Genomic DNA, 24,616 nt, shown 5'->3' with positions numbered 1-24,616 from the left:
CCGGACCCAACTACGGGCCCAAATCGGTGCACAGCCCTTGGAACCGCACGCGCGGTGCCGCGAGGCTGAGGCAATGAGAAGCGCGCGGGTCATCGCCGGTGCGGCGGCGTTCGGGCTGGTCGTCACGGGCTGCCAGGGCGGCGGCGAGGACGCGGGCGGAGAAGGGGCCGCGGCGAAGCGGCCGTCGTCCCCCGCGGCCGAGGTCGCGCTTCCCGACGACCCGAAGGCGCTGGCCGACGTGCTGGGGCGGCGGATCGGCGCGAGCCGTTCCGCGAAGGTGTCGGTCAGCACCGAGACGACCACCAACCAGGGCAAGGCCAGGACCGAGATATCCGGCGTGGTCGCCGGGACCGGGACCTCCCGGCCCTCGGCGCGGATCACCCTCGTGCAGACCGGCGGCCCCGACGCCGGGACGAGCGAGACGATCGTCCTCGGCGACGCCGTCTACGTGCGGCAGGAGGGCGAGGAGTACGAGCCGGGCAAGCGCTGGCTGCGCATCACCCGCGCCGACCTCCAGCGCTCCAACCTCGGCCCGAGCCGCGCCGCGTTCGAGGAGGCCTACAAGGAGGCGCAGGCCGGGATCCGCGAGGCCACCGCCGACAAGGGCCTGGCGGCGCTGCGGCACGGCACCCTCAAGAAGCCCCCGTACAAGGAGCGGCTCGGCGGCGAGGAGGTGCGCCGCTACGACGGCACGAGCGCCACCGCGAAACTGGCCGGCCAGACCGGCGACGCCCAGTTCCGCACGCTCGCGGACGCCGGGGTGGCGAACATTCCCTGGTCGGTCTGGGTCGACCGGCAGGGCCTGCCCCGCCAGCTCAGCATGAGCCTCGCGGCCGGCCCCACCGTGATCGTCACCACCGCGCGCTACTCCGACTGGGGGAAGCCGGCCGCGGTCACGGCACCGGACCCGGCACAGGTCGCCACGCTGAACGTCTGAACCGGCGGCGCCGACCCGGGCCCGGCACCGGCACCGGTCAGGAGCCGATGAACTGGGTGCCCAGCCAGGTGAAGAAGAGGCCGCCCCCGGACAGGGCCAGGGCCCGCCACCAGATCTGGCGGACCGAATAGCCGACGCGCCCCTTCTCGGGCGCCGCCGGATCGTAGAAGACCGTGACCCGGCCGCCCACGTCGGCGTCCGGGCGGCCGCCCTCGCTGAAGGTGAACTCGCGGCCGTCGGGAATCGCGTACCGCACGGTGAGCCGGTAGGTGGAGCCGGCTCCGCCCGAGCCCGCCGGCCGGTCCCAGTCGGAGGCCAGGACCGTTCCCTCCGCTCGGGCCGCGCCCTCCCGGACCCGCAGGCGCCGGAGGAGGAGCACCGGGCCGGCCGCCAGCATGCCGAGCCCGAAGACCGCGAAGAAGAGGCCGCCCACGGTCCCGGCCATCGTCACGCCCCCGCGGCCGCGCCGGCCCGGACCGCGCGCCGCGCTCCGGCGGCCGCCCCCGCCGCGGCGGCGAGCAGCGGCGGCCAGGCGGCCAGCGGCTCCCCCTCGGCGAGGGCGCCCAGCTGCACGAGCACCGCCACGAGCAGCGGTCCGGTCGCGGCGACCGCGGCGAAGGACGGGCCGCGCATCCCGCGCCCCGCCAGATACCGGACGGCCGCGCCGGTGCCCGCGAAGCCGAGGACGAACTGCAGCACGACGGCCGCCCCGGCCGAGACCCAGAAGAACCCCGTGGAGAGCGCCACATCGGGCAGCACGACGGCCGCCAGCAGGACCAGGACCAGCGCGCCGAGCATGCCCGCGAGCGAGACCAGCGCCCCGCGCAGCACGGCCCCGGCGACGGCGCGGCCGGCGGAACGTCCCGGACCTGCCACCTCAGTCTCCCTTCACACGGAACGACCGGAGTATCTCCGGCGCCCGGGACCGCGCGGCAGCTCCTTCAGGCGAACGGACGACGAATTCCAGGAGAACCTTGTCCTCGGTCAGCACGAACGTGTCCGTCATCGCCAGCCGCACCGTCGCCCCGGACGCCGTGGTGCGCGAGTAGACCGCCTCGAACCGGTGGGCGCGGGCCGCGCCGTCGATCGAGACCTTCGTGTCCTTCGCGATCGTGTAGCCCGCCGCCTTCGCGAGGCCGCGGAACTGGACGAGCTGGTCCTCGAACGCCAGCGGGAAGCGGTCCCAGCGGCCGACGCGGACCTGCCCCTCGTAGGCCCCCGCCGCGTTCACCGGCCCGTTCATCTCGACGAAGGGGCGGTTCCGCTCGTCCTTGCCTTCTTGCACCCGCCAGGTGGCGGGGTAGGCCACCGTGTAGGCGTCCGTCCGGTGCTCGCGGAAGCCCTGCGGGACCGGAGCGGGCTCGTCCCCGCCGCCGCAGGCCACGGCACCGGCCGCCACCGCGACCGCGACCGCGGCGGCCGCGCGGCGCCTCACCCTGTGCATCGGCTCCACTTCACCCATCCCTGGCCCGGCTTGTAGTACTCGGCGCTGGCGAGCGTGTTGGTCTCGTCCTCGTCGCCGATCTCCAGCAGACCGTACTTGCGCTTGGACTTCTTGCTCTTGGTGTCGTCCTTCGGCGTCGTCGTCGAGCGCTCGCCGTTCACGGTGCCCTTCAGGCTGTCGGCGTCGGTGTCGAAGGTGTAGCGCGCCATGGTGCCGCCGCCGTTGGCGAAGTAGTCGTCCAGCCCGCCGCGCCCGCTCCATCTGGTGAACGGGTTGACGCTCTTGGCGATGAAGTCGCCCGGGTTCGAGCCGAAGAACCGCTCGGCGGCCTGCCGGTCGTCCGGGTTCTTCAGATCCAGCGTCTTCTCCGTCTCCCAGCGGTTGGCGACCCACGACCACTGCGCGTTCCCGCCGCCGGTCACCCTCTCGTCGCCGACCGTGCCGCCCTTCTTGGCGCCGCCCCGCAGGTAGAAGATCAGCTGCTTGTGGTCGATCTTCTTGAAGCCGACCGGATTGCCGTTCTTGTCGAGGGTCAGCTCGTACCGGACGCCGATCCGGCCCTTGACGTTGATCCCCACGTCCGGATTGGCGCTGATCGACTTCTTGATCTCGTCGCGCTGGTCGGGCGACATCATCACGTCGCGCCCGTACTCGCCCTTGAGCTGCTCCTCGATGGCCCCGATCGCGGCGTCGAGGGCGTCGTCGATGCCCTTGGACGCGCGCTCCCTGAGCCCCTTGGGGAGCCTGTTCCAGATGCTCGTCATGTCGATCTGCACGGCGAGCTCGCCCTCGGCCCGGTCCTGGAAGTAGATCGTGGTGTTGCCGCTCTTGGTGTCCTTCCGCTGCCCGTTCACCAGCCAGCCGCGCCCCTTGAACGGCGCCGAGACGATGTCGCCGAGCGGCAGATCCCCGTTGAAGCCGGCGGTGAGGCCGCCTTCGAGATACTCGGCCGACGGCTTGCGGTCCGGCTCGCTGCCGCCCATGAACCGGTCGATGTCGTCGCCCACCCAGGGCAGCTTGCCCGCGCCCCATACCGCCCACCCAGTGAGCGGGTTCGTGCGCAGGGAGAACTTCACCGGGTTGCCGATCCGGTGGTCCTTCAGCATGTTGAAGAAGTCGCGCGCCTCCTTCTCGTTGGTGAAGCTGTAGATCTTGCCGTTGGTGATGGACACCCCGGCCCAGGCGCCGAAGTCGGGCCCCTTGCTCTCGGCCGGGCCGCCGGGCGCGTCCGCGTCGATCGTCGACTTCCGGATGGTCGGCGTGGCCACCGCGCCCTCACCCCACGTGAAGTCCTCGACCTCCCAGACGCGCGTGCCGTCCGGCTGCACCTTCTCGGTCAGCACGATCGTCCCCCGGCTGTTGGTGCGGACGTCGACGTACCGGACCGGGATGGTGACGGTCTCCTCCAGGTAGCGCCGCTCGTTGCGGATCGTGCAGGCGTGCGTCGGCTCGTCCGGATCCGCGATCGGACGGCCGGGCCGGCTGGGCGGCATCGCCACGGGCGCGCACTGCTTCACCAGGCCCGCCGCGTGGAAGACCTTGCAGACGGCCGCCTGCATGCCGCCCGCGACCGTACCGCCGACCCCGGTCAGGAAGAGCGCCCCGACGATGCCCGCGACGAGCAGCAGGACCGCCATGTAGGCGAACGCGCCCTCGCCCCGGTCACGGGCCGCGGAGGCATTCGGGTTCGCACGCCAGTTTCGCCACACGGCATCCGAGCGTGCCAGCGCGATCGACCATTCTTTTAGGCCTTGAGGCCCAATATCAGACCCAATTAATCGGGTCGGTATTTCTTGAAAGCCGCCATTCTTTTCCGCTTTTCCGGAATGTCATCCAGCGTTCATCTGGATCGTTTTCCGGCCTCAGCGGTCACCGGCGGGCGGCGGGATGTGGACACCCGCGTAGAAGCCGCGCCCGGCGATCGGGGCGACCTTCACGACATCGCCCGTCCTCGGCGCCTCGACCATCATCCCGCCGCCCGCGTACACGGCCACGTGTCCCGAATTGGGGAAGATGAGGTCACCCGGCTGGAGCTGGCCGACCGAGGACAGCCGCACACCGAAGTTGACCTGCGTGTACGTCGTCCGCGGCAGCGTGATGCGCCCGCCCGACGCCTGGTACACCGCGTACTGGGTCAAGCCGGAGCAGTCGAACCCGACCGTGTTGGCGCCGCTGTAGCCTCCGGGCGAGCAGCAGATGCCCGTGCTCGGGCCGTTCGGCCCGCCGCCGCCCCACGAGTAGGGCGTCCCGAGCCAGCACTTCGCCCACAGCACGATCCGCTCACCGAACGGCTTGCTCTTGTCGGGCTTGGGCCCGTCCTTGCGGCACTCGCCCTCCACGTACGGCCCGGAGGGCAGGCCGCTGGCCGGCATGCCGGTGTACTCCTCCTGGGCCTCCTTGGCCACGAGGCGCACCTTGAAGAGCCGCAGCGCCCGCTCGCGGTCCACACCGCCGCCGCCGGAGGTCCAGACGACCACCCCGTCGCACCTCAGCCGCGAGGGCGTGGCGCCTCCGTCCTCCTCCGGCCCCTCGATGAAGTCGCCTTCGTAGCTGCACTCGGGAAGCCGCAGCTCGGCGATCGCGGTGGCGGTGCCGCGCCCCTTGGAGATCCCCTTCCGGCCGCTGCGGTCGGTGCAGACGTTGCGGTTGTTCGCCAGGTCCTCGCGGTCCTTGGCGGTCAGCTCCTTCTCTTCCTTCAGGAAGCAGTCCTCGGTCTGCACCGACACCTTCATGGTGTCGCCGCGGGTCCCGGTGGGATGGGGCTCGCCCGTGAGCTTGGCACCGTTGCGGTCGGCGTAGTCGCGCGCCTTCTGTTCGTAGACCGGGTCCGCGGCGTTCTCGTTCGGCTCCACGGTCCACAGGCCGACGCTGTCGGGCAGCAGCCCGCTGAGCGCGGTGTTGAGCGCCGCGTCGCGCAGCGGCGTCACCGCGGCGATCGCCGCCGCGTCGGCGGCGATCTGCGCGCGGGAGCGCATGTCGTTGGCCTGGGCCACCTGGATGGTCAGCAGGCTCAGGCCCACGATGCAGACCATCGCCACCAGCATGATCATCTGGGTGGAGCCCTCATCACCGCGGCGGCCCCGATAGCGCGCAAGCCTCACGAATTACTCCGATTGGTCAGAGCCGGATGGTCCCCCCCGAGAAACTAGAGAACCATCGGTATCGGCGAAAGGGCCCCTGGACCCAAATCCCGTACGTTCACCCAACTGGCACGTTGGTGACGTGTTGGAACCCGGGAATCTGCACGGTCACGGTCTTGACGTCCGCGGGAATCCGGAAGATCCCCCATGACACGAGCGTCTCGCCGTTCTCCTTCGGCTGGTCGTTCTCCCCGTAGTCGGGACTGAGCGTGCCCGTGCTCGTGTAGAGGGCCCGGGAGACCCGCTCGTCGAACGCCACCCGCACCCCGTCGACCCCGCCCGGCCGCTTGGCGTCGGGCTCCAGCGTCAGGCCGTTCCGCGGGTTGTACGTGGACCCCGGCGTGTCGTTGCGGACGCTCCACACCATCGTGGCGTTGCCGGCCGAGTCACGGGTCAGGCTGTGCACGACCGCCTCGCCCTTCGTCAGCCAGTCGCCCTCCACCACCCGGGGCGGACGGGTCGGCGACACGGCCGCCCGGCCGATGACCGTGCGCGGGTTCTTCTCCATCTCTCCCGCGGCGGCCGGCGCGCCCGCGGCGGCGGGCTCGGGCGGCCGCTGGAAGGTGATGGTGACGCGCCGGTTCTTCCGCCTGCCCTCGTCGGTCTCGTTGCTCTCCACCGGGTCGGCCGACCCGTGCCCCTTGACCTGGTACGTCACCCCGGACTTGGTGACCAGCTTGGAGAGCTGCGCCCGTACGGCCTCGGCCCGGCGTTCCGAGAGCGGGCCGTTGATGGAGTCGTCGCCGCTGTTGTCGGTATGGCCGTCGACCTTCACCGTCGTCCCCGGCGAACGGTCGATCCGCCCGGCCACCTGGCGCAGGATGTCCTGCGCCGCCGCGTTGAGGTCGGCCTTGTTCAGGGCGAAGAGCACGTCGGCCGACAGGCGGACGCTGAGGTTCTCGCCGTCGTCCCCCTCGACCTGGGTACGGCTCTCCACGGTGCTGGTGACCGGTACGACCACCGGCTTCGCGGGAGTCACGCCGGCCAGGTCGACCGTCTCGCCGCCGATCTGCACGCTTCCCGATGCCGTGTCTTTGATCGCGACATCGAGAAAGGGCACCGCGTTGGGGAAGAGGACGTCCATCCGATCGACGCCCTTCGGCGGATTCGGGAAGACCGCGAAGAGATCGATGCCGCTCTTGGCGTCCAGGTCGAGACCACCACTGAACGGCGAACACAGACATTTCTGGTCAGATCGGTGCAGCGGGTAGTAGCGTCGCAGATTGCGGCCGTCGAGCAGACTGATTCCCGACATGGAGTCCCCGCTCAGCCCGGGGACCGGGTTGCCGAATTCCGTGTTCCCGGCGTATTCCGTGTTGATCGTGTTGAAGCCCTCAGGGCGATCATTGAGCATCCGGAAACGCGCCACGACCGCCTTGCCCGCCACCCTTTCCAGGGAACGCAACTCGACCCGCGCGTCCTTTGTCGAAAGGAGTGAGCGGACCCCCAGCGCGGCGCCGCCGGAGGTCGGCGAGGCCGTGGCCCCGCGCTTCCCCCCGGTTCCGCCCTTCCCGTCCCCGCCCGAGCACGCCGCCGCGCCGATCACCAGCGTGATCGTCATGGCGAACGCGCCGAGCACGGGGCGGACATGCACGGGACCACGCATTCGGAGACCTCCATCGAGAGCGATCCGGGAGCCAACGCCAGAATGGCGCAACCGGCCGAGAGGTGAATTTCTCCACCCGGCCGGATGCGCCATCCTACGCAGCACTGGCGGCGCCCTCAAGGGCGCTCCCCCTTAGGCGTTCTTGCACTCGTCGGATGCCTTGGCGACCTTCGCGTCGGCCAGCACCTTGTTGACGGCGCAGGTCATGCCCTTTTTGATGTCGTTGCCGATGTTCGCGGTGAAGAGGACCGCGACGATTGCGGCGATCAGCAGGAGGACGGCCATGTAGGAGAACGCGCCCTCCCCCCGGTCGTTTCCAGCGCCGATCAGGGCGATCCTGTTCCGGATGGCGTTCATTTTTTCCTCCCGCATATTCGGGCTCTCCCGCTGCCGAATACGTTACGGAAGGAGGAATCGCCTCCCCAGGGTCCGCAGGCCCAATCTGGGCCCATCCCGTGGGCCTACGTCCGGGCCCATGGCCGGACCCGTGTCCGGACCCATGTCCCGGCCCGCCGGCGGGGCTCACCGGCTCTCGCTCTCGGTCCCGAGCCACCGCGCGATCGCCGCGGCGCGGTTCTCGGTGGCGAGCTTCGCGAAGATCCGGTTGACGTGGTTCTTCACGGTCTTCTCGGTGAGGAAGAGGCGGCCGGCGATCTCGCGGTTGGCCAGCCCCTGCGCGATCAGGTCCATGACCTCGGTCTCCCGGGCCGACAGGCCGTAGTCCCTGCGCTCCTGCCGGGGGCCGGCGACCAGCTGGGCCCCGCCCCGTACCGCCGACATGAGCGCGGTCACCGCGACGGGCGACAGCGGGTTCTGGGAGCCCGTGGCGACCGACCGCACGGCGGCGGCGAGCTCCTCGGCGGTGAACGAGCCGTGCACCAGATAGCCGCTGGCGCCGTTGCGCACCGCGGACCGGATCACCTCCGGGTCGTCGGTGTAGGTCAGCATCAGCACCTTGGTCAGCTTGCTCAGCGACTCGGCCGCGGTCACCCCGTCCAGGAGCGGCATCCGCACGTCCAGCAGGACGGCGTCGGGCCGGTGCCGCTCGGTGAGCTCGATGGCGCGCCTGCCGTCGCCCGCCTCGGCGACCACGGTCACCTCTCCGGTGGACTCGAGCAGGGCGACGAGCCCGGACCGGACGACCGGATTGTCGTCGGCGACGACCACCCTGATCTCGTTCATGCGGCCTCCTCCGGCTCCCGGACCCGTACGAGGTCCGACGTCATCGGGACGGTCAGGGTGACCGTGGTCCCGCCCGCGGCGCCGGCGGTGACGGCCAGGGTGCCGCCGGCGCGCTCGGCCCGCTCCCGCATCCCGATGACCCCGTAGTGGCCCGCGGCGGACAGCCGCCGGACCTCGTCCTCGGTCATCGAGAAACCCCGGCCGTCGTCCCGCACGGTCAGCACGACCTGGCCGTCCCGCGCCGCCAGGCGCACCTCGACCGCCCGCGCCCGGGCGTGCCGGTCGACGTTCTCCAGGGCCTCGCGGAGGATCGCCAGCAGCTCGTGCCGCGCCACCAGGGGGAGGTCCGCGCCGGGGTCGGCCGTCACGGTCGCGGTCACGCCCGCCGACTCCTCCCAGGAGGCCACGACCTCCGGCACCGCCTGGGCCAGCATCCCCTGGACCGCGTCGTCCCGCAGGTCGGTCAGCAGCTGGCGGGCCTCCCGGAACGCGATCTCCGCCGCGGACGCGACCCGCAGGGCCTCCTCCTCGGCCCGTTCCGGCGACCGCCGGACCCAGGCGGGCAGCGCGCCGGCCGCCATGGAGATGCCCCGCAGCGTCTTGGCCAGCGAGTCGTGCATCTCCCGGGCGAGCCTGCCGCGCTCCTCCGCCGCCGCGGCCACGACCTCCGCCCGGCGCCGCGCGGTGTCGAGCTCCTCGTTGGCGTCCAGCAGCTGCCGCAGCGCGCGGCCGATGAAACCGCCGATGGGGTACAGCGCGGGCATCCCCACGAAGGTCTGGAACGTGGGATCGACCTCGACCTGGGCCACGGCGACCAGGTAGAGCAGCACCTGCAGGACGCAGACGAGCATCATGCCGAGCCGCCGGTAGAGGAGGCCGGCCAGCATCGACGTCACCACGGTGAAGAAGAAGAACGGCCCGACCACCCCGCCGACCTCGAGGATCCCGTACGAGATCACCACGTCCAGCACCACCAGCAGCGGGTACCGCATCAGCGAGGGAACGATCTGCTCCCAGCCCAGCAGCAGGACCAGCGACAGCAGCATCATGCAGACGACGACGCTGATCGCGCCCGTGTCCAGCAGCTCGCGCGGGACCAGGAGCAGGCTCACGGCCGCCACCAGGATCCGCACCTTCATGAGCAGCCGGAAGGTCTGGCCGAGGCGGGCGGCCAGGAGGGGCGCGGTCGGGTCAGCCGAGGACATTCGACAACGCACCACCGGTGCTGAAGTAGAAGGCCGCGAAGATGAGCAGCATCATGGCCGGGACCATCAGGAACGTGGTGATCATGGTGATCTTGGGGTCGGCCCGCTGCGCGCGGCGCCGCGCCTTCTGGTGCGCGTCGCGGCGCATGTCCACGCTGATCTGGTTCAGTGCCCCGGTGAGCGGCGCGCCCAGCTCCTCCGCCTGCAGGATCGCGGTGACGAAGCTGGAGAGCGCGTCGCTGTCGTTGCGCTGCCGGAGCTCCTCGAAGGCGTCACGCAGCGGCGTGCCGAGCTCCATCTGCCGCATCGCCGTCATCATCTCGTCCGACAGCGAGCCCTCCATGCTCTGCGCCACCCGCTCCAGCGCGTGCCGGAACGACAGCCCCGCCGTGACGGTCACGGTGAGCACGTCCAGGAAGTCCGGCAGGGACTTCTCGATGTCGCCCTGCCGGTCCCGGGCCTCGTTCCACAGCAGGAAGTCCGTCTGGAACAGCCCGACCAGGATCAGCACCAGGCCCAGCAGCGGCTGCCCCGCCAGCAGCACGAGGACGCCGAAGCCGCTGTAGAGGACGATGTTGCCCGCCTTGTTGCGGGCGTAGTCGTCCAGCGTCATGCGCAGCCCGGCGCGGCCGATCCGGCGGCGGAGCCGGGTCCGGCCCGCCATGGTCATCGCGCCGAGGAGGGCCGGGGCGAAGGGGCGTCCGAGCGACTCGACCAGGGCGCCGAGCGGGCCGAACCCCTTCTTCTTCTCGGTCCTGACGACGATGACGTCCTTCGGCACCGGCGGCCGCGCCGCCAGGTGGACGCCCCAGACCAGGAGGATCGGGCACAGCGCGGCGGTGAAGGCCAGCAGGAGCGGCATCAGACATCAATCCTCGTGATCCGGCGGAACAGCATCAGTGCCGCACCGAAGAGGCTCACCACGACCACCAGGACGATCTGCCCGAACAGGGAGCCGGTCATCTTGTTCATGATCTCCGGGGCGACGACGGCGATGCCGATCAGCAGCGCGACCCCCATACCGGTGATCGAGTACCCCACGGCCAGCGACTGGCCGAGGATCGTCTTCACCTCGCGGCGGGTCTCCTTGCGCTCCTCCAGCGTGGTCGAGATGTTGCGCAGCGACGTGATCAGCGAACCGCCCGCGCGGGACGCGACGACCAGCGTGCTGACCAGCACCGCCAGCTCCCGCGATGGCAGCCGGTCGCGCAGGTCGTTCATCGCCTCGTCGAACGACTGGCCGAGCCGCAGCGCCTCGGCGGTACGGGTGAGCTCGGTGCGGGCCGGTTCGTCGAGCTCGTCGGCCGCCATGTCGACGGCGGTGCGGATCGACAGGCCGGCCGCGGTCGCGTTCCCGAGCACCCGGGCCAGCTCCGGGAGCTGGGCGATGAACTCGTCCCGGCGCCGTTCCTCCTGCTGCCGCAGGAAGATGAGGCCCACCGCGGCGAGGATGATCACCACGAGCACGCCGAGGAAGGCGGAGAACAGGTAGCCGAGGAGCGCGATGCCGACCAGCCCGCCGCCGCCCACGACGACCACGAAGGTGGACAGCCGCATGCGCAGCCCCGCGCCGCCCAGCCGCTTCGCCAGCTGGCGGCCCAGCGTGGTCCGGCGCAGCCGCTGGTCCAGCCGGTCCATCCTGGTGAGCACGCGGCGCTCGTCGTAGCCGCGAGCGCCCCGGGCGGCCAGCTCGGCCCGGTGGTCCAGGCCGCGGCCGAACTCCCAGACCCCCCAGACGCCGACCGCCAGCACGGCCAGCATCAGCAGCATGATGGTGGGGAAATTCATCGGTCCTCCCGCGTCGCCGCCGGCGCCGTCCCGAAAGCGGAGGGCGCCGCGGTCCCGTTCTCGGCCGCGGCGAACGCCGCCGGCACGGCCTCGCCGGCGTGCGTCAGCCTGGTCACCAGCTCCCGCGGCAGCGGCGCCCGGACGAACCGGCCGCGCACCACGCGGTCCAGGCCGACCGGCTCCTGGTCGAACCGCATGATGCTGTGCAGCCGGATCTGCTCGCGCCGTCCCGAGGTGAGCACGGCGATCTCGGTGATCCGGCGCGAGCCGTCCGGCGCCCGGTCGAGGTGCACGATCGCGTCGATGGCGTTGTTGATCTGGTCCCGGACCGCCTCGTACGGGATCTTCACCTCGCTCATCGCGGCGAGCGTCTCGAGCCGGTAGATCGCGTCCTCGGTGGAGTTGGCGTGCACGGTGACCAGCGATCCGTCGTGACCGGTGTTCATCGCCTGGAGCATGTCGAGGGTCTCGGCCCCGCGGACCTCACCGACGATCACCCGGTCGGGCCGCATCCGCAGCGCGTTGCGGACCAGGTCGCGGATCGCGATCGCGCCCTCGCCCTCGATGTTGGCCGGGCGCGACTCCAGCCGGACGATGTGCTCCTGCTGGAGCTGCAGCTCGGCCGAGTCCTCGATCGTGATGATGCGCTCGAAGTTCGGGATGAAGCCGGAGAGCGCGTTGAGGAACGTGGTCTTGCCCGTGCCGGTACCGCCCGTGATCACCACGTTGAGCCGGGCCCGGACGAACGCGCCCAGCAGCAGGGCGGTGGCCTCGTCCAGCGACCCCAGCGCGACCAGCTCGTCCATCCGGTAGGCGCGGGGGAAGCGCCGGATCGTGAGGACGGGCCCGACCAGCGACAGCGGCGGGACGATGACGTTGACCCGCTCGCCCGTCGGCAGGCGCGCGTCCACCATCGGGCTCGACTCGTCCACCCGGCGGTTCACCTGCGCGACGATCCGGTCGATCGTCTGGTAGAGCTGCCCCTCGCTCGCGAACCCCAGGTCGATCCTGGAGACCCGGCCGGCGCGCTCGACGTACACGCTGTTGGGGCCGTTCACCATGATCTCGGTGACGGTCGGGTCGGCGAGCAGCGGTTCGAGGACACCGAGGCCCAGCGCCTCGTCGACGATGCGGCGGATGAGCATGGTCCGCTCGCGCGTGGACAGCACCGGCCCCTCGCGCGTGAGGAGATGCCCCACGACCTTCTCCAGGCGGGCCCGCCGCTGCGGCAGGTCGAGCTTGGCCAGATCGTCGAGGTTGACCTCCTCCAGGAGCCGCTGCCGCCACTGCGCGACGCTCGCGCCGCCGGCCGTGCCGGTGCTCTCGTCAGCGGAGTCGAGCCGCTTCTTCAGTCCCATCGCTCACCCTCCGACCGGCATCTCGACCCGCCGCCTGACATCGGCGTCGAACGGCACTCCCTTGAAGAGCAGGGGCACCTTCGCCCACACCTCGCACTCGACCCGGTCCCCGTCGCGCGAGACCTTGACGGTGTGGTGGTTGAGCCATTCGGGCATGACCTCCTGCGCGGCCCGCTGCCCCTCGTCGACGCTGCGCATGCTGCCCACCCGGGCACCGGTGCGCGCCGCGTCCTCGATCTTCTCGACCGTGCTGAACGACACGTACACCTCGAAGCAGACGCCCACCACGAAGAGGAAGAGGGCGAGCATGCCCATGTACTCGGTGGCCGCGGCTCCTCGATCTCTCATCCCTCCCCCTCGTACACGACCTTGGTCCGGGCGCTGACCTCCATCGGGAGCAGGAAGCCCGGGAAGACGAGGGGCGGCTTGATGTCGACCCGGACGTGCCCGCAGTCGGCATCGGGCTGGGGCGTGACGTCCCGGTCGCAGCGCTGCCCGGTCGGGTAGATCACCTCGATGTTGTCCTCGTCGGCCCACGCGCCGTGGATCCGCTTCACCGACGCTTCCTTGACCTCCGCGTAGTCGCCGCCCACCGCGGCGATCCGGGCGCCCTCGTTGGCGGCATGGCTCGCGTAGGTGGCCGACATGCCGATCAGGAACGCCTCCCAGACCAGGACCACCACGGTCACCAGGACGATCGGGAGCATGGCGGTGAACTCGACCACGCCGGCGTCGGAGGCCGCCCTTGCCCGCAACGCCCTGAGCCGGTTCATGACACCGCTGTCTTTCCGCGGCGAAGCACGTTGCGCGCTTCGACGCCGACGTCGACCGAGACGATCCCGACCTCGACGGCCAGCTGGGTGATCGCCCTGCGGAACCCGTCGTCCTCCACGCGGGTGAACGCGCCGTTGTTCACGGCCTTCTCCAGCGCGCGGTCGGCCGGCGGGATGGTGGTCTTGGCCGGGGCCATGCCCAGCACCCGCGCCGCGAAGTCCGGCTGGATCTCGTCCTTGCGGCTCTGCCGGGTGATCACGACCGAGAGCTCGTCGGGCTTGCGCACGTCCAGCCGCCGCCACAGCTGCGCCATCCGCTTGGCCGCCCGCAGGCAGGGCAGGTCCGGCGTGACGGTGAGGAGCACCTGGTCCGCCAGCTCCACCGCCGTCACCGAGCCCTCCGTCATGAACGCGCCGCAGTCGATGACGACCACCTCGTACCGGGACCGCAGCGCGCCCAGGATCTGCCGGGCCGCCAGCGAGGTGACGTCCTCGGCGCGCTCCCCCTCCGCCGGCGCCAGCAGCACGTGCGGCCCGGCCTCGTGGATGAACAGCGCGTCGGCCAGCATCTGCCCGGTGATGTCGTCGGCCACCCCGACCAGGTCGGCGATGCTGCGCCGGTGCACCAGGTCGAGGTAGCTGGGCACGTCGCCGCACTGCAGGTCCATGTCCACCAGGCAGACCGACCGGCGCGCGGACGCCGCCAGCGCGAGCTGGACGGCGAGGGTGGTGGCACCCGTGCCCCCCTTGGCCCCGGCCACGGCGACCACCCGGCCGCGCCGGCCGCCGACGTCCACCGCCGGTGCCGCGCCCAGCCAGCGCCGCATGCCGCGCGACCACTCCGCCGCCGTGGCCAGCTTGGTGTCCAGCTCCTCGAGGCTCGGCTGCCGCGCCAGCACGCCGCGCGCGCCGGCCTCCAGCGCCTTGGACAGCACCAGCTCGTCCACCCGGCTGCTGAGCAGCACCGACGCGACGTGCGGGCGGCGGACCCCGATCTCGCGGATGAGCTCCTGCCCCGGCTGCGTCCCGATCTGCTCGTCCACCAGCACGACGTCCAGGTCGGTGTGGGTCGCCACGATGCCGAGGATGTCGGCGGCGCTCGTCTCGACCCCCGCGACATCGATCTCGGCCAGTTCCGCGATCTGGGTGCGCAGCTGCACCGCCAGATCGCGATCGGCGCTGCCGATCAGTACCTGGATGGTCACCGGTCCGCCTGAGGGGTCTCGCAGAGCCGGTTGAACGGCGGCTTCGGGTCCTCCGTGCCGCCGACCAGCGCCAGCCGCACCTTCTGGGCGAAGCTCTCGGCATAGGTGAGCTTCAGGGTGTCGCTGGAATTGAGCGCGAAGGTGATGGGCACCACCTGCCCGGACGCCGCGCCCTCGGACTGCTGCTGGCCGCCGTTGCGGGACTGGTTGCGCAGCTGCCCCACATTGATCACCTGGACCCGGTTGAGGATCCGGACAGCACAGGCGGCGGTGGTCTGCCGGCCGTTCTGCGTCGAGCTGAACGAGGCGTAGACGTCGACGATGGCGCCGTTGGTGACCTTGCCCGCGACACCGGTCTCCGCGTCGATCATGATGGCGATCTCACGCTGCCCCGCCTTCAGCGACGGAGCGTCGATCATCATGCCCTGCTGGAGGTAGGCGCCCGCCGGCAGGGTGCCGGCGGCGACCTTGCCCTGCAGGTCGGTGAGGTTGGTGACGAACGCGGAGGTCGCCCACTTCTTGGGGATCTGCGCCTGTTTGACGGACGCTGCGGTGACGGGCTGGAAGGCCTCGACCGGGGACTGGATCTGCAGCACGGGGGTCATCTCGCCGACCTCGGCCTCGGCCTGGGTGCGCACGTTGCCCACGTATCCGAGGACGGTGATGAAGACGAACACTGCACCCAGCGCAGCGATGATCATCAACAGCAGTCCGCGTCGCTGGCGGGGGTTCATGGGACTCCGTTTCTGGCACGGGGGGAAGGGAGCGGCTTATCGGTTCCCGTGGGAGGGGAAGACGAAGGTGCCTTCGCGCTCTTCGTCCGGTTGAGGGGGCGGCGAGGGGCTGGGGTATCGGTCCGCCTGCCGCGGAGCCGGGCGGCCGGGCGCTTCGCGACCGTTCGCCGGAGGGCCCTGCGGTCTCGGCGGCGGAGGCTGCTGGGGCGGCGGGGGCACGGGCACGGCGGTCGGCTCCGGCCGTCCGGCCGGGCGGGGGACGCCGGGACCGGCCGTCTCGGGGCGTCCCGCTCCCGGTACGGGCTGGACCATGGCGCAGAACGGGCAGGCCGGAAGCGCGGTGGGCTCTCCGCACCAGCCGCACGGCCGGCAGGCGGTCGACGCGACGAGATGGTTGAGCGCGTGGGGATGACCGCTGAACGCCACGAACTCGGTGTACTTCTTGGTCCCCCAGTACTCCTGGCCAAGCGGCTGCCCGGCCGCCGTGGTGAGCGACACCGCCCCGAGCGCGGGCTGCAGCGACTTCGCCAGCCACTGCGGGTTGCCGTTCACGTCGGCCGCCAGCAGCAGGACCGGGTCCTGCGGCCGCTGCGCGATCTCCTGCACGGGGCGCGCCGAAGTGATCCGGTGGACTCCCGCCGACGGGGCCGCGGCCACCGAGAAGCCGCTGCCGGGAAGGTACGAGGTGACATGCGCGCCGAGCCGGGTCTGGATGTGCTCCAGGTGCGCGACGCTGTTGACCCAGGCACCGGCGTAGATCTGGCGCGCGAGCGCGCTCGCCAGGCTGGCCAGGACACCGGGACGGACGAACGGCGCGATGAACGCCATCTGGTCGGCGACCACGGAGAGCGACAGGGGCGGGAGGTCCAGCGCGATGCCGGCGATCCGGTCGGTGTTCAGCATCCCCCGCGCGAACCGGACCAGCCGGACCGGTCCAGCGGCCCGCCAGGCGGGGTAGACCACCAGCACGGCGGACCGTTCCGCCAGCACGCGCGCCATGTGGTCGACGAAGGCCAGCGACGCCTCCGGGGTCGCGGAGTCGTCCACGCGCATCGCCACCGGGTCGTGGATGATCCCCGTGGCGGGAATGTTCCCCATGATGACAACTGCGGCCATGCGCGCCCCCGGGGTCGCCGTCATGGGCTTCATGCGCGGTCCCTTCCACGTCTCCTAGGTAGACGACGAACAAAAGACACAGCTACCCATTGGGCGCATTGACGATAGCTCTCACAACAACACCATCTCAAGTCACTAATCCGGAGGATGAAGTCCACCGTCTCAGCGCCTACTCATCATTTTCGGACACACCCTCACTCAAGATTCGGACAATCGCCCCATAGAGGTAGATATCTGGCAACGCGCGGGGTGATCATCGCAGCACGGCACAGCGGACGTTTCTGAAGGGGCATCTGCCGGAACCACGGACTTCATAGAAATTTCATGCAATCCGCCCCATGTCCGGCTTCACCGGATCACGTTGAGGACATGGCCGCCCTCCCATCTCCGCGACGGCACGGCACCCTTGCGGATGATCAATGGTGTGACGTAAGTCTTAGACGCGGCAAGCCCCAGTCGGGTTCTGAAACCGGTGATTCTCGTCCGTTCAGGGAGCGCCGGGGGCAGGCGCCGCCCGGGACATCCGCGAGGCGCCGGGAAGGTAGACAGAGCCGCCCGGCCGTACGATTCCGCCCGGACGTCCGACGTTCTAGGGTCGGACTTGCCTGGACGCAGGCGTGCCCCTTGACGAGCCCGGGAGACGACCGCGATGACGAACCCTTCGGACCAGCCCCACCGGCAGGCCCCCGGCCCGCCGTACGGGCCGCCGCCTCAGCCCTACGGCGGGGCTCCCGCGCCTCGGCAGGAGTGGGTGCCGCCGGAGCGGACGGACAAGGGGCTGCTGGGGGCGTTGCTGGACGCCAACTTCGACCATCTGGTGACGCCGAAGCTGATCAAGCTGTGGTACGTCGTGGCGCTGCTGCTGGTCACGTTGCAGTGCGTGGCCTTCCTCGCGTTCGGCGGATGGATCGCGACCTGGGACGACTGGTGGGGCTTCGGCGTGATCATGGTCATCTCCGCGCCGCTGCTGTGGCTGTTCGAGATGCTGCTGGTCCGGATCCTCATGGAGGCCGTGGTGGTGCGGTTCAAGACGGCGGAGCACCTCCGGGTGATCAAAGACAAGATCTGAGGGGCGCGTTAGGCTCGCGGGCAGGCGCGCGGGGACACGGACGGGGCATGCAGGTGGGCGACTTCGAGGAGCCGGGAGGCGAGGGTCCGCCGCGTTCGACCCGGCGGGATCCGGGGGTCACCCACCGGGATCCGTACGTTCCGGGACCGCGGGCGACGCGGCGGGACGGCGGCGGGATCGTGGGGGCCCGGGAGCCGCTGCTGCGGTTGCCCGGGGAGCTGGCGCGGCGGTTCGAGGTCGTCGCGGAGCTGCCCGTCCAGGGGGCGGAGTCGGATCTGCTGCTCGTACGGGACCGGAGCGGCGAGTACGTCGTCAAGCTGTTCCGGCGGGGCTACCACGCCGACCGTGAGGTCTGGGAGAAGCTGCCCGCGCTGGGGTCGCCGCACGTGGTGCGGATCCTGGAGACCGGGCAGGCCGAGGGCCGCGACTACGAGGTCTCGGAGTACGCGCCGGACGGCAACCTGCGGGCACTGATGGGCGGGCCGCTGCCGCGCGCGGCGGTCGACCGGATCGTGGAGCAGCTGGCGCGGGGGCTGGAGGCGCTGCACCGGGTGGGGATCGTTCATCGCGATCTGAAGCCGGAGAACGTGCTGGTGCTGGCCGCCGATCCGCTGCGGGTGGCGATCACGGACTTCGGGCTGAGCAAGGTGCTCGAGGAGAGCGTGGTGTTCGCGTCGTCGTCGCGGACGCTGGCGTACGCGGCGCCGGAGTCGCTGTCGGGGCAGGTGTCGCCGGCGCGCGACTGGTGGTCGCTCGGGATGATCGTGCGGGAGCTGGTGACCGGGCGGGCGCCGTTCTCGGGGCTGAGCGAGACCGCCGTGGTCGATCATCTGGCGACGCGGGCGGTGCCGGCCGACGATGTGGACGATCCGCGGCTGCGGCTGCTGTGCCAGGGGCTGCTCACCAGGGATCCGCGGCGCAGGTGGGGCGCCGAGCAGGTCGGGCGGTGGCTGGCCGGCGGGTCGCCGGAGGTGGTCGAGGAGCCGCGCACGCCCCCGGGTACGGGGGTGCCGTTCGACGGGCGGCGCTACGACGACCGGGCGGAGCTCGCGCGGGCGCTGGTCGCGAAGTGGGACTTCGCCGCCTCCTATTTCTTCGGCCGGGGCGAGGCCGGGGAGGCGTGGCGCTCGCTGCGGGAGTGGCTGAACGGGCTGCCCGACGACAGCCGGATCGGGCTGATCGACGGGTATCTGACGACGGACCTGGCGCCCGATGTGAAGCTGCTGCATCTGGTGCGGTGGCTGGAGCCGGGGCTGCCGCCGCACTATCTGGGACGGCGCCTCACGGCGGACGACCTGCCGGGCCTGGCGGGCCTCGCGGGTGATCACGAGCATCCCGACCACCGGGTGGCGTGCCTGCTCGGCACGGAACTGTGGGAACGGCACCTGCTCCGCGTCCTGGCGGGCTTCGAGGGCGGCCGGGAGCTGGCGGCGATCGACGACCGCTGGCGGTCCCATGTCGCGGCGTGGAACGAGCTGACGGCCTGGCTGCGGCAGCAGACGCCCCCGGGAGTGGCGGCGAGGCTGCCCGCTGCGGAGTCGGAGGATCCGCCGGTGCTGCGGCTGACGCTGCTGGCGCTGGCCGCGCGGCCGGGCGAGACGCGGGAGCGGATCGTGCAGGCGGCGGAACGGGCGCGGGCGTCGGTGCGCGAGCCGGTCGGCTGGTTCGGCTGGATGGCGGACGGCGCGGGCGACGATCCGCTGCGGCTGCTGGCGGTGGCGCGGGCCGCGCCCGAGGCCGTACTGGAGAACGAGGCCGCGGAGCGGGACCGGCGCGCGGCCGAGCGGCGGACCGGTGAGCTGCGCGAGCGGTGGGCGGACCGGGAACGGCGCCGCCTGGCGGGCCGCCCGGCGGCGGTGCGCAGGGCGGTGGGCTGGTCACTGCCGCTGCTCCTGGTGTGGCTGCTGGGGAGCCTGTTCGTCGGGACGGTGCTCAGCGGCGAGGAGGGCGGTACGCGGAGCCAGGGAGGGTTCCAGCTGCCGCCCGGCCTGCCACTCTGGGTGCTGGCCGCGTTCTCCCTGCTCGCCTGGGGGGTGCAGTGCGGCAGCGAGGTGATGCTGGCGCGCACGCAGGGCGGCGACTACCTGCCGTACGGCCCGTGGTCGGCGCTGTCGCGCTTCCTGGGCGCGGGCGGCCGCGGGCTGGCCAAGGCGTCGCAGACGATGTCGGGCGCGGCGCGGCGGACGTCCGGGCGGGGGTGCGGCCTGATGCTGCTCGCCGGGACGGTGCCGCTGCTGCTGTTCCTGATGCTGATCGGGATGGTCCTCTCCATCCCGAGCCCGCTCTGGGTGCTGGTGATGATGGCCGGGGCGGCCGCGCACGGGGTGGCCGCCGGGATCAGGCTGCACCGGTGGCGGCAGGCGCACGCGGCGGCGGAGCGGAAGGCTCTCACATGACAGGGGTGGCATGAGCAGCGGAGTCGAGGCCGACATCGCGCTGGACTCGGCCGTCGTCCTCAGCCTGGGGATGAACCGCGTCCTCGGGCGCACGGCGGGGCTGGCGGGGCGCGGCGCGGAGGCGCTGGCCGCGCTGGCGGCGGGGAAGGCCGAGGCGCGGGCGGCGGCGCTGGCCGAGGCCGAGTCGTACGACCAGGCGCTGCGCCAGGTCCTGGAGCGCAACGCCCGGATCGCGGCGCTGGCCGAGACCCGCGAGAAGCTCGCCGCCGATGTGGCCCTGCCCGAGCCGCTGCCTCCATCGGAGCAACCCGCCGAGGAGCTGACGGCCTGGTGCGCCGCCACCGACACGGAGCTGGACGCGGCCGAGCGCGCGCTGTCGGAGCATCTCGCCGGCCAGGTCGCGGCCGAGATCTTCGCCGTACCGGCCGGTGAGGGGCTGCACGCCGACCTCGGCGCGCCGACGCCACCGCGTCCAATGGAGGGCGCGGAAGTCCACCGGACGCTGGAACGCGTCCTCGCGCGCCTCCTGCCGGACGCGACGGAGGCCGACCGGCGGGCCGTGGCGGAGGCGGCGCGGCTGCTGGCCGGCGCGGTGTCGCCGGAGGAGGCCGAGGGCGTCCTGACCGAGGTGCGGCTGCGGGTCGGCGCTGCGAACCGCCGTACGGAAGAGGTGCGCGCGGAGGAGCGCCGCCGGGCGGAGGAGCGCGACGCCGCCGAGCAGGCCGAGGCCGAGCGGCGGTACGTGCTCGGCTCGATCACCTCGGCGTTCGAGGAGATGGGGTACGACGTCGAGGGCGGCTTCGAGACGCTGGCCCCGGCCGGTGACGGCACGGTCGTGCTGTCGCGGGGGTCGTGGCCGGACCACAGCGTCCGGATGCGGGTCGACGACGCGGCGCACGTGCGGGCCAAGATGGTGCGGACGCGGCCGGCCCGCAGCGAGGACGACCGGCGGCTGGACGTGGAGCGCGAGCGGGAGTGGTGCGAGGCGTTCGAGGCCGCCAGGGAGCGGCTGGCGGCCGCCGGGGTGCGCTCGGAGGTCACCTGGCGGCTCGCCCCGGGCGTCCAGGAGCTGCCGGTGTCGGGCGCGGCACGGCAGACTGGGTCCCGACCCGCCCAACGCGAGCGCCGCCGGGAGCGTGAGAAGTGACTGCGTGCAAGGCCCCGTCCATACGCGAGTGGCCCCCTTCCGGGAGCCGCCGAGCGGAGGCGAGGTGATGAGCGCGAGTGGCCGCGCGCTCGCTCGCCGCCGAGCGGAGGCGAGGCCATGAGCGCGAGTGGCCGCGCGCTCGCTGGACTGAGGAGCGCAGGGAGCTTGCGACCGGAGCGACGAGGGAAGCGAGCGCGTAAAGCGGCCGCTCGCCGCCGAGCGGAGGCGAGGCCATGAGCATCGAGTCGCCTACGTTGGGGGGGCGGTTGCCGGGGTGGCCTCCGTTCATTAGGGAGTTGGACGCGACGCTCTCCGTGCACTCGCAGTACGTGCTGTCGGGGAATCTCTATGACAGCTTCCTGGCGCCTCCCGTGGACGGTGCCGGGCCAGGGCGGCTGCTGCCGCTGCGGGAGCTGCTGTGGGAGTCGCTGCGGTCCAGCGGGTTCTCCTGCATGGTGGTGTACGACCCGGTGGACGGGCTTCAGGTGCATCCCGACACCGGGGACGAGATCTCCGAGGAGGCGCACCGGGCGGCCGACCAACTGCTCGGCAAGCGCAAGGACGGGAAGCCGTCGCTGGAGGCGCTGACGGGGCATCTGGCGTCGATCGCGCGGCCGTCGGAGAACCTGCGCGCCGCGTTCGTGATCGACTCGGCGTCCCGGATCGCGCGGACGCCGACGGATCTGGAGCCGGCCGAGCGGGACTTCTTCCGGTTCTGCGCGAAGCTGTCGCGGTCGGCGCGGCCGGTGCGGGTGGTGGGCGCGCGGCCCAAGCCGCTGTACAACCCGATCGTCTGGCTGGTGGAGCGGCCCGGCGATCTGCCGCCGTGGCTGACCGCCGACAACGAGACGATCCGCGAGATCACGATCCCGCGGCCGCATCTGGGCGACCGGCAGGAGACGGCGCGGCTGCTGGCGCGGGCGTTCGGGGTGAGCGACGTGGGCGGTGACGAGGCCGCGGCGGCGGCGTGCGACGCGTTCGCCGAGCAGGCCGACGGGCTGACGCTCCAGTCGATGATCGAGGTGACGCGGCTGGCCAAGGAGCGCAACGTCGACCTGGCCGACCTGCCGGACGCGGTCCGCACGTACAAGCTGGGGGTGCTCGACAACCCGTGGAGCCGCGGCCATCTGCGGCGGCGGGTGCTGGACGGCGAGCGCAAGGTCCCGGAGCGGGTGATCGGCCAGACGCAGGCGGTGACCAAGACGCTCGACATCCTCAAGCGGGCGGTGCTGGGGCTGTCGGGCGCTCAGGCGACCCGGTCCGGGAGCCGGCCGCGCGGGGTGCTGTTCTTCGCCGGGCCGACCGGAACGGGCAAGACGGAGCTGGCCAAGGCGATCACCGAGCTGGTGTTCGGGGACGAGTCGGCGTACCTGCGGTTCGACATGAGCGAGTTCTCCGGGGAGGGCTCCGGGGACCGGCTGATCGGGTCGCCGCCCGGGTACGTGGGGCACGAGGCGGGCGGCGAGCTGACCAACGCGGTGCGGGAGGACCCGTTCCGGGTGATCCTGTTCGACGAGATCGAGAAGGCGCATCCGCGGATCCTGGACAAGTTCCTGCAGATCCTGGAGGACGGCCGGCTGACCGACGGCCGGGGCAACACCGTGCACTTCTCCGAGTCGATCCTGATCTTCACCTCGAACCTGGGGATGTACGTGCAGGGCCGCGACATCACGGCGCGTTCGGACGTGGCGTCCCCGCCGGCGCCGCGGATCCAGAACATCACGCCGGGGATGTCGTACGACGAGGTCGAGCACCGCATCAAGAGCGCGGTCGCCGACCACTTCACCGAGGTGCTGAACCGGCCGGAGCTGCTCAACCGGTTCGGCGACAACATCGTGGTGTTCGACTTCATCGGCGCGGAGGCCGCCAACAAGATCTTCGATCTGCAGTTCGCCAACATCTGCCGCCGGGTGACCGACGAGCACCGGCTCGTCCTGGCGGTGAAGGGCGACGCGCTGAACACGCTGCGCGAGTGGTGCACGACCGAGCTGGACAAGGGCGGCCGGGGCATCGGGATGGCGCTGGAGTCGTACTTCGTGAACCCCCTCGCCAGGGCGCTGTTCGACCGGGAGCTGGTGCCCGAGGAGCGGATCACCGTGTCCGCCATCCGGCGGGAGGGCAGCATCGTCCATCTGGATCTGCTGTGACCGGGCTGCTGCTGGCCAAGGCGCACTACCCGGTGACCACTCTCGGCCCCGGGGTCCGCGCGGGTATCTGGACGCAGGGCTGCACGCTCCATTGCAGGGGCTGCCTCTCGCGGGACACGTGGGACGCGGATCCGGCCAGGAACGTGCCGGTGGAGACGGTGCTCGGGTGGCTGAAGAGCCTGCCCGGGCCGGTGGAGGGGGTGACGATCTCGGGCGGTGAACCGTTCCAGCAGCCAGCGGCGCTGGCGGCGCTCGTGCGCGGTATCCGCAGGTGGCGGGACGAGTCCCACCATGAGACGATTCCATTGGACATTCTCGTTTACAGCGGATATGTCTACTCTCGGCTCTCGCGCTCCCCGGAGGCGCGCGAGATCCTGGAGTCGTGTGACGCCGTCATCACGGGGCCGTACATCGACCGGCTCAACCCGAGGGGGCGACACGCCCAGAGCGGCTCTCTACTCTGGAGGGGGTCGGCCAACCAGCGCGTCGTGCCACTGTCCCCCCTGGGACGGTCCAGGTACGGGGCCCTGAACGGCGCCGACCAGGTTGAGGAAGATCAGGACGCAGGGCCCCGAGTTCAGGTGTCCGTGGACGAAGGGCCGGAGGGAAGGCGGGTGTACTACATCGGGATCCCGCGGAGAGGTGACATGGATCACCTCACATCGACGCTGGAGCGCGCCGGGGTACGAGCGGGGGAAGTGTCATGGCGACCTTGAATTGCCCTGTCTGTGACGAGCCCTTCCAGCAGGGCGATCTGCTCTGCCTGAGCTGCGGGGCCAATCTGGCGCGCGCCGGGGGCGGCCGCCGGCAGGGACCGGCGTACGACGACCAGCAGCCACCGCGGATTCCGCCCCCGCCCGGCCCCCAGCAGGGGTACGGGCAGCAGCCCGCCTACGGCCAGGACCAGCCCGCGTACGGGCAGGACCAGTACGGGCAGGACCAGTACGGGCAGGACCCGTACGGCGGCCACCAGCAGGCTCCCCAGCACCACCAGCAGGGCGGCCAGCACCAGCAGGGCGGCGGCCAGTACGGCCAGCCGCAGCCGCCCGGCCCCGGCGACAACCCGTACGGCGGTGGCGGTGGCGACGCCCAGTTCGGCGCCCCGTACGGCCAGCAGGGCCAGCAGCCCCCGGGCCAGAACCCGCACCAGCCGCCCGGCCCGCCCGTGCCCGGCCCGCCCCAGCACCAGCAGGGCGGCGGCCAGCATGAGCAGTACGGTCCGCCGCAGCCGCAGTACGGCGACCAGCAGCCCCAGTACGGCGAACCGCAGCAGCCGCAGCAGTCCCCGCCGCTCCCGAACGACCCGTGGGGCGCGCCCCAGCAGGGCCAGCAGGGCCAGGGGCAGCAGCAGGACCAGAACCAGTGGGGC

At 71.7% G+C, this 24,616-nt stretch carries 24 protein-coding genes; 6 read left to right on the top strand and 18 right to left on the bottom strand.

Annotation, left to right across the window (positions count from 1 at the left end):
* The first annotated feature begins 73 nt into the window (after positions 1-73).
* Entirely contained in the window at positions 74-937 is an 864-nt protein-coding gene (locus AB0881_RS01985; RefSeq protein ID WP_366613569.1) for a hypothetical protein, read from the top strand.
* Positions 938-974: 37 nt separating this feature from the next.
* Here the strand turns inward: AB0881_RS01985 and AB0881_RS01980 are convergent, their stop codons facing one another.
* The 17 genes from AB0881_RS01980 to AB0881_RS01900 all read right to left on the bottom strand — a co-directional run bounded on the left by AB0881_RS01980 (position 975) and on the right by AB0881_RS01900 (position 16,521).
* On the bottom strand, positions 975-1,382 hold the full coding sequence (locus AB0881_RS01980) for a DUF3592 domain-containing protein (protein WP_366613568.1): 408 nt from the start codon (positions 1,380-1,382) through the stop codon (positions 975-977).
* A gap of 2 nt (positions 1,383-1,384) precedes the next feature.
* Positions 1,385-1,813 (bottom strand): hypothetical protein, encoded by a 429-nt coding sequence (locus AB0881_RS01975; RefSeq protein ID WP_366613567.1) that lies wholly within the window; start codon positions 1,811-1,813, stop codon positions 1,385-1,387.
* Position 1,814: 1 nt separating this feature from the next.
* Positions 1,815-2,381: a hypothetical protein gene (locus tag AB0881_RS01970; RefSeq protein ID WP_366613566.1), complete on the bottom strand. Its 567-nt coding sequence runs from the start codon at positions 2,379-2,381 to the stop codon at positions 1,815-1,817.
* A complete protein-coding gene (locus AB0881_RS01965; RefSeq protein WP_366613565.1) occupies positions 2,369-4,090 on the bottom strand; it encodes a hypothetical protein in 1,722 nt (573 codons plus the stop codon). Before AB0881_RS01965 ends, AB0881_RS01970 begins: the two co-directional genes overlap by 13 nt.
* A gap of 153 nt (positions 4,091-4,243) precedes the next feature.
* Positions 4,244-5,482, bottom strand: coding sequence for a C40 family peptidase (locus AB0881_RS01960; RefSeq protein ID WP_366613564.1), 1,239 nt, complete (start codon positions 5,480-5,482; stop codon positions 4,244-4,246).
* A gap of 97 nt (positions 5,483-5,579) precedes the next feature.
* On the bottom strand, positions 5,580-7,220 hold the full coding sequence (locus tag AB0881_RS01955; RefSeq protein WP_366613563.1) for an OmpA family protein: 1,641 nt from the start codon (positions 7,218-7,220) through the stop codon (positions 5,580-5,582).
* 39 nt (positions 7,221-7,259) lie between these two features.
* Complete coding sequence (locus tag AB0881_RS01950) at positions 7,260-7,484, bottom strand: hypothetical protein (protein WP_366613562.1); 225 nt, start codon at positions 7,482-7,484, stop codon at positions 7,260-7,262.
* Positions 7,485-7,649: 165 nt separating this feature from the next.
* Entirely contained in the window at positions 7,650-8,309 is a 660-nt protein-coding gene (locus AB0881_RS01945; RefSeq protein ID WP_366613561.1) for a response regulator transcription factor, read from the bottom strand.
* A complete protein-coding gene (locus AB0881_RS01940; protein ID WP_366613560.1) occupies positions 8,306-9,514 on the bottom strand; it encodes a sensor histidine kinase in 1,209 nt (402 codons plus the stop codon). The genes AB0881_RS01945 and AB0881_RS01940 overlap by 4 nt, the downstream gene beginning before the upstream one ends.
* Positions 9,501-10,376 carry a type II secretion system F family protein gene (locus AB0881_RS01935; protein ID WP_366613559.1) on the bottom strand — a complete coding sequence of 292 codons (876 nt, stop codon included), beginning with the start codon at positions 10,374-10,376 and terminating at the stop codon, positions 9,501-9,503. The genes AB0881_RS01940 and AB0881_RS01935 overlap by 14 nt, the downstream gene beginning before the upstream one ends.
* On the bottom strand, positions 10,376-11,302 hold the full coding sequence (locus AB0881_RS01930) for a type II secretion system F family protein (RefSeq protein ID WP_366613558.1): 927 nt from the start codon (positions 11,300-11,302) through the stop codon (positions 10,376-10,378). Before AB0881_RS01930 ends, AB0881_RS01935 begins: the two co-directional genes overlap by 1 nt.
* Positions 11,299-12,660 carry a CpaF family protein gene (locus AB0881_RS01925; RefSeq protein WP_366613557.1) on the bottom strand — a complete coding sequence of 454 codons (1,362 nt, stop codon included), beginning with the start codon at positions 12,658-12,660 and terminating at the stop codon, positions 11,299-11,301. The genes AB0881_RS01930 and AB0881_RS01925 overlap by 4 nt, the downstream gene beginning before the upstream one ends.
* A 3-nt stretch (positions 12,661-12,663) precedes the next feature.
* A complete protein-coding gene (locus tag AB0881_RS01920) occupies positions 12,664-13,008 on the bottom strand; it encodes a TadE family protein (RefSeq protein WP_366613556.1) in 345 nt (114 codons plus the stop codon).
* Positions 13,005-13,433, bottom strand: a complete 429-nt coding sequence (locus tag AB0881_RS01915; RefSeq protein WP_366613555.1) for a hypothetical protein — start codon at positions 13,431-13,433, stop codon at positions 13,005-13,007. Before AB0881_RS01915 ends, AB0881_RS01920 begins: the two co-directional genes overlap by 4 nt.
* Entirely contained in the window at positions 13,430-14,638 is a 1,209-nt protein-coding gene (locus AB0881_RS01910) for an AAA family ATPase (RefSeq protein WP_366613554.1), read from the bottom strand. Before AB0881_RS01910 ends, AB0881_RS01915 begins: the two co-directional genes overlap by 4 nt.
* Positions 14,635-15,372, bottom strand: a complete 738-nt coding sequence (gene cpaB, locus AB0881_RS01905; protein WP_366613553.1) for a Flp pilus assembly protein CpaB — start codon at positions 15,370-15,372, stop codon at positions 14,635-14,637. Before cpaB ends, AB0881_RS01910 begins: the two co-directional genes overlap by 4 nt.
* 36 nt (positions 15,373-15,408) lie before the next feature.
* Entirely contained in the window at positions 15,409-16,521 is a 1,113-nt protein-coding gene (locus tag AB0881_RS01900; RefSeq protein WP_366613552.1) for a hypothetical protein, read from the bottom strand.
* A gap of 616 nt (positions 16,522-17,137) precedes the next feature.
* On the opposite strand from AB0881_RS01900, the gene AB0881_RS01895 reads away from it, so the two are divergent.
* From AB0881_RS01895 to AB0881_RS01875, 5 genes are all read left to right on the top strand, one after another.
* A complete protein-coding gene (locus tag AB0881_RS01895; RefSeq protein ID WP_366613551.1) occupies positions 17,138-17,557 on the top strand; it encodes a DUF4282 domain-containing protein in 420 nt (139 codons plus the stop codon).
* A gap of 47 nt (positions 17,558-17,604) precedes the next feature.
* Entirely contained in the window at positions 17,605-19,953 is a 2,349-nt protein-coding gene (locus AB0881_RS01890) for a serine/threonine-protein kinase (RefSeq protein ID WP_366613550.1), read from the top strand.
* Between the two features lie 10 nt (positions 19,954-19,963).
* Positions 19,964-21,100 carry a response regulator receiver protein gene (locus AB0881_RS01885; protein WP_366613549.1) on the top strand — a complete coding sequence of 379 codons (1,137 nt, stop codon included), beginning with the start codon at positions 19,964-19,966 and terminating at the stop codon, positions 21,098-21,100.
* Between the two features lie 296 nt (positions 21,101-21,396).
* A complete protein-coding gene (locus AB0881_RS01880; RefSeq protein WP_366613548.1) occupies positions 21,397-23,247 on the top strand; it encodes an AAA family ATPase in 1,851 nt (616 codons plus the stop codon).
* Positions 23,244-23,963: a 4Fe-4S single cluster domain-containing protein gene (locus AB0881_RS01875; protein WP_366613547.1), complete on the top strand. Its 720-nt coding sequence runs from the start codon at positions 23,244-23,246 to the stop codon at positions 23,961-23,963. The genes AB0881_RS01880 and AB0881_RS01875 overlap by 4 nt, the downstream gene beginning before the upstream one ends.
* Here AB0881_RS01875 and AB0881_RS01870 read toward each other — a convergent pair.
* Positions 23,900-24,454: a hypothetical protein gene (locus AB0881_RS01870; protein WP_366613546.1), complete on the bottom strand. Its 555-nt coding sequence runs from the start codon at positions 24,452-24,454 to the stop codon at positions 23,900-23,902. The genes AB0881_RS01875 and AB0881_RS01870 overlap by 64 nt on opposite strands.
* Positions 24,455-24,616 lie beyond the last annotated feature (162 nt).

Origin of the sequence: Spirillospora sp. NPDC029432 (assembly GCF_040703975.1) — a bacterium.
GTDB lineage: Bacteria > Actinomycetota > Actinomycetes > Streptosporangiales > Streptosporangiaceae > Spirillospora.
Note: the sequence above shows the minus strand (reverse complement) of the source record. Positions and strands in the feature narration are given on the sequence as shown.

Excerpts from the sequence above, each read along its gene's own strand:
- AB0881_RS01985 (WP_366613569.1), top strand. The coding sequence starts at position 74 with ATGAGAAGCGCGCGGGTCATCGCCGGTGCGGCGGCGTTCGGGCTGGTC.
- AB0881_RS01980 (WP_366613568.1), bottom strand. The coding sequence starts at position 1,382 with ATGGCCGGGACCGTGGGCGGCCTCTTCTTCGCGGTCTTCGGGCTCGGC.
- AB0881_RS01970 (WP_366613566.1), bottom strand. The coding sequence starts at position 2,381 with ATGCACAGGGTGAGGCGCCGCGCGGCCGCCGCGGTCGCGGTCGCGGTG.
- AB0881_RS01955 (WP_366613563.1), bottom strand. The coding sequence starts at position 7,220 with ATGGCGCATCCGGCCGGGTGGAGAAATTCACCTCTCGGCCGGTTGCGC.
- AB0881_RS01950 (WP_366613562.1), bottom strand. The coding sequence starts at position 7,484 with ATGAACGCCATCCGGAACAGGATCGCCCTGATCGGCGCTGGAAACGAC.
- AB0881_RS01945 (WP_366613561.1), bottom strand. The coding sequence starts at position 8,309 with ATGAACGAGATCAGGGTGGTCGTCGCCGACGACAATCCGGTCGTCCGG.
- AB0881_RS01940 (WP_366613560.1), bottom strand. The coding sequence starts at position 9,514 with ATGTCCTCGGCTGACCCGACCGCGCCCCTCCTGGCCGCCCGCCTCGGC.
- AB0881_RS01935 (WP_366613559.1), bottom strand. The coding sequence starts at position 10,376 with ATGCCGCTCCTGCTGGCCTTCACCGCCGCGCTGTGCCCGATCCTCCTG.
- AB0881_RS01930 (WP_366613558.1), bottom strand. The coding sequence starts at position 11,302 with ATGAATTTCCCCACCATCATGCTGCTGATGCTGGCCGTGCTGGCGGTC.
- AB0881_RS01925 (WP_366613557.1), bottom strand. The coding sequence starts at position 12,660 with ATGGGACTGAAGAAGCGGCTCGACTCCGCTGACGAGAGCACCGGCACG.
- AB0881_RS01920 (WP_366613556.1), bottom strand. The coding sequence starts at position 13,008 with ATGAGAGATCGAGGAGCCGCGGCCACCGAGTACATGGGCATGCTCGCC.
- AB0881_RS01915 (WP_366613555.1), bottom strand. The coding sequence starts at position 13,433 with ATGAACCGGCTCAGGGCGTTGCGGGCAAGGGCGGCCTCCGACGCCGGC.
- cpaB (WP_366613553.1), bottom strand. The coding sequence starts at position 15,372 with ATGAACCCCCGCCAGCGACGCGGACTGCTGTTGATGATCATCGCTGCG.
- AB0881_RS01900 (WP_366613552.1), bottom strand. The coding sequence starts at position 16,521 with ATGAAGCCCATGACGGCGACCCCGGGGGCGCGCATGGCCGCAGTTGTC.
- AB0881_RS01895 (WP_366613551.1), top strand. The coding sequence starts at position 17,138 with ATGACGAACCCTTCGGACCAGCCCCACCGGCAGGCCCCCGGCCCGCCG.
- AB0881_RS01890 (WP_366613550.1), top strand. The coding sequence starts at position 17,605 with ATGCAGGTGGGCGACTTCGAGGAGCCGGGAGGCGAGGGTCCGCCGCGT.
- AB0881_RS01885 (WP_366613549.1), top strand. The coding sequence starts at position 19,964 with ATGAGCAGCGGAGTCGAGGCCGACATCGCGCTGGACTCGGCCGTCGTC.
- AB0881_RS01870 (WP_366613546.1), bottom strand. The coding sequence starts at position 24,454 with ATGCTGGCCGCCGCCCTGCTGGTGCTGGGGCGGGCCGGGCACGGGCGG.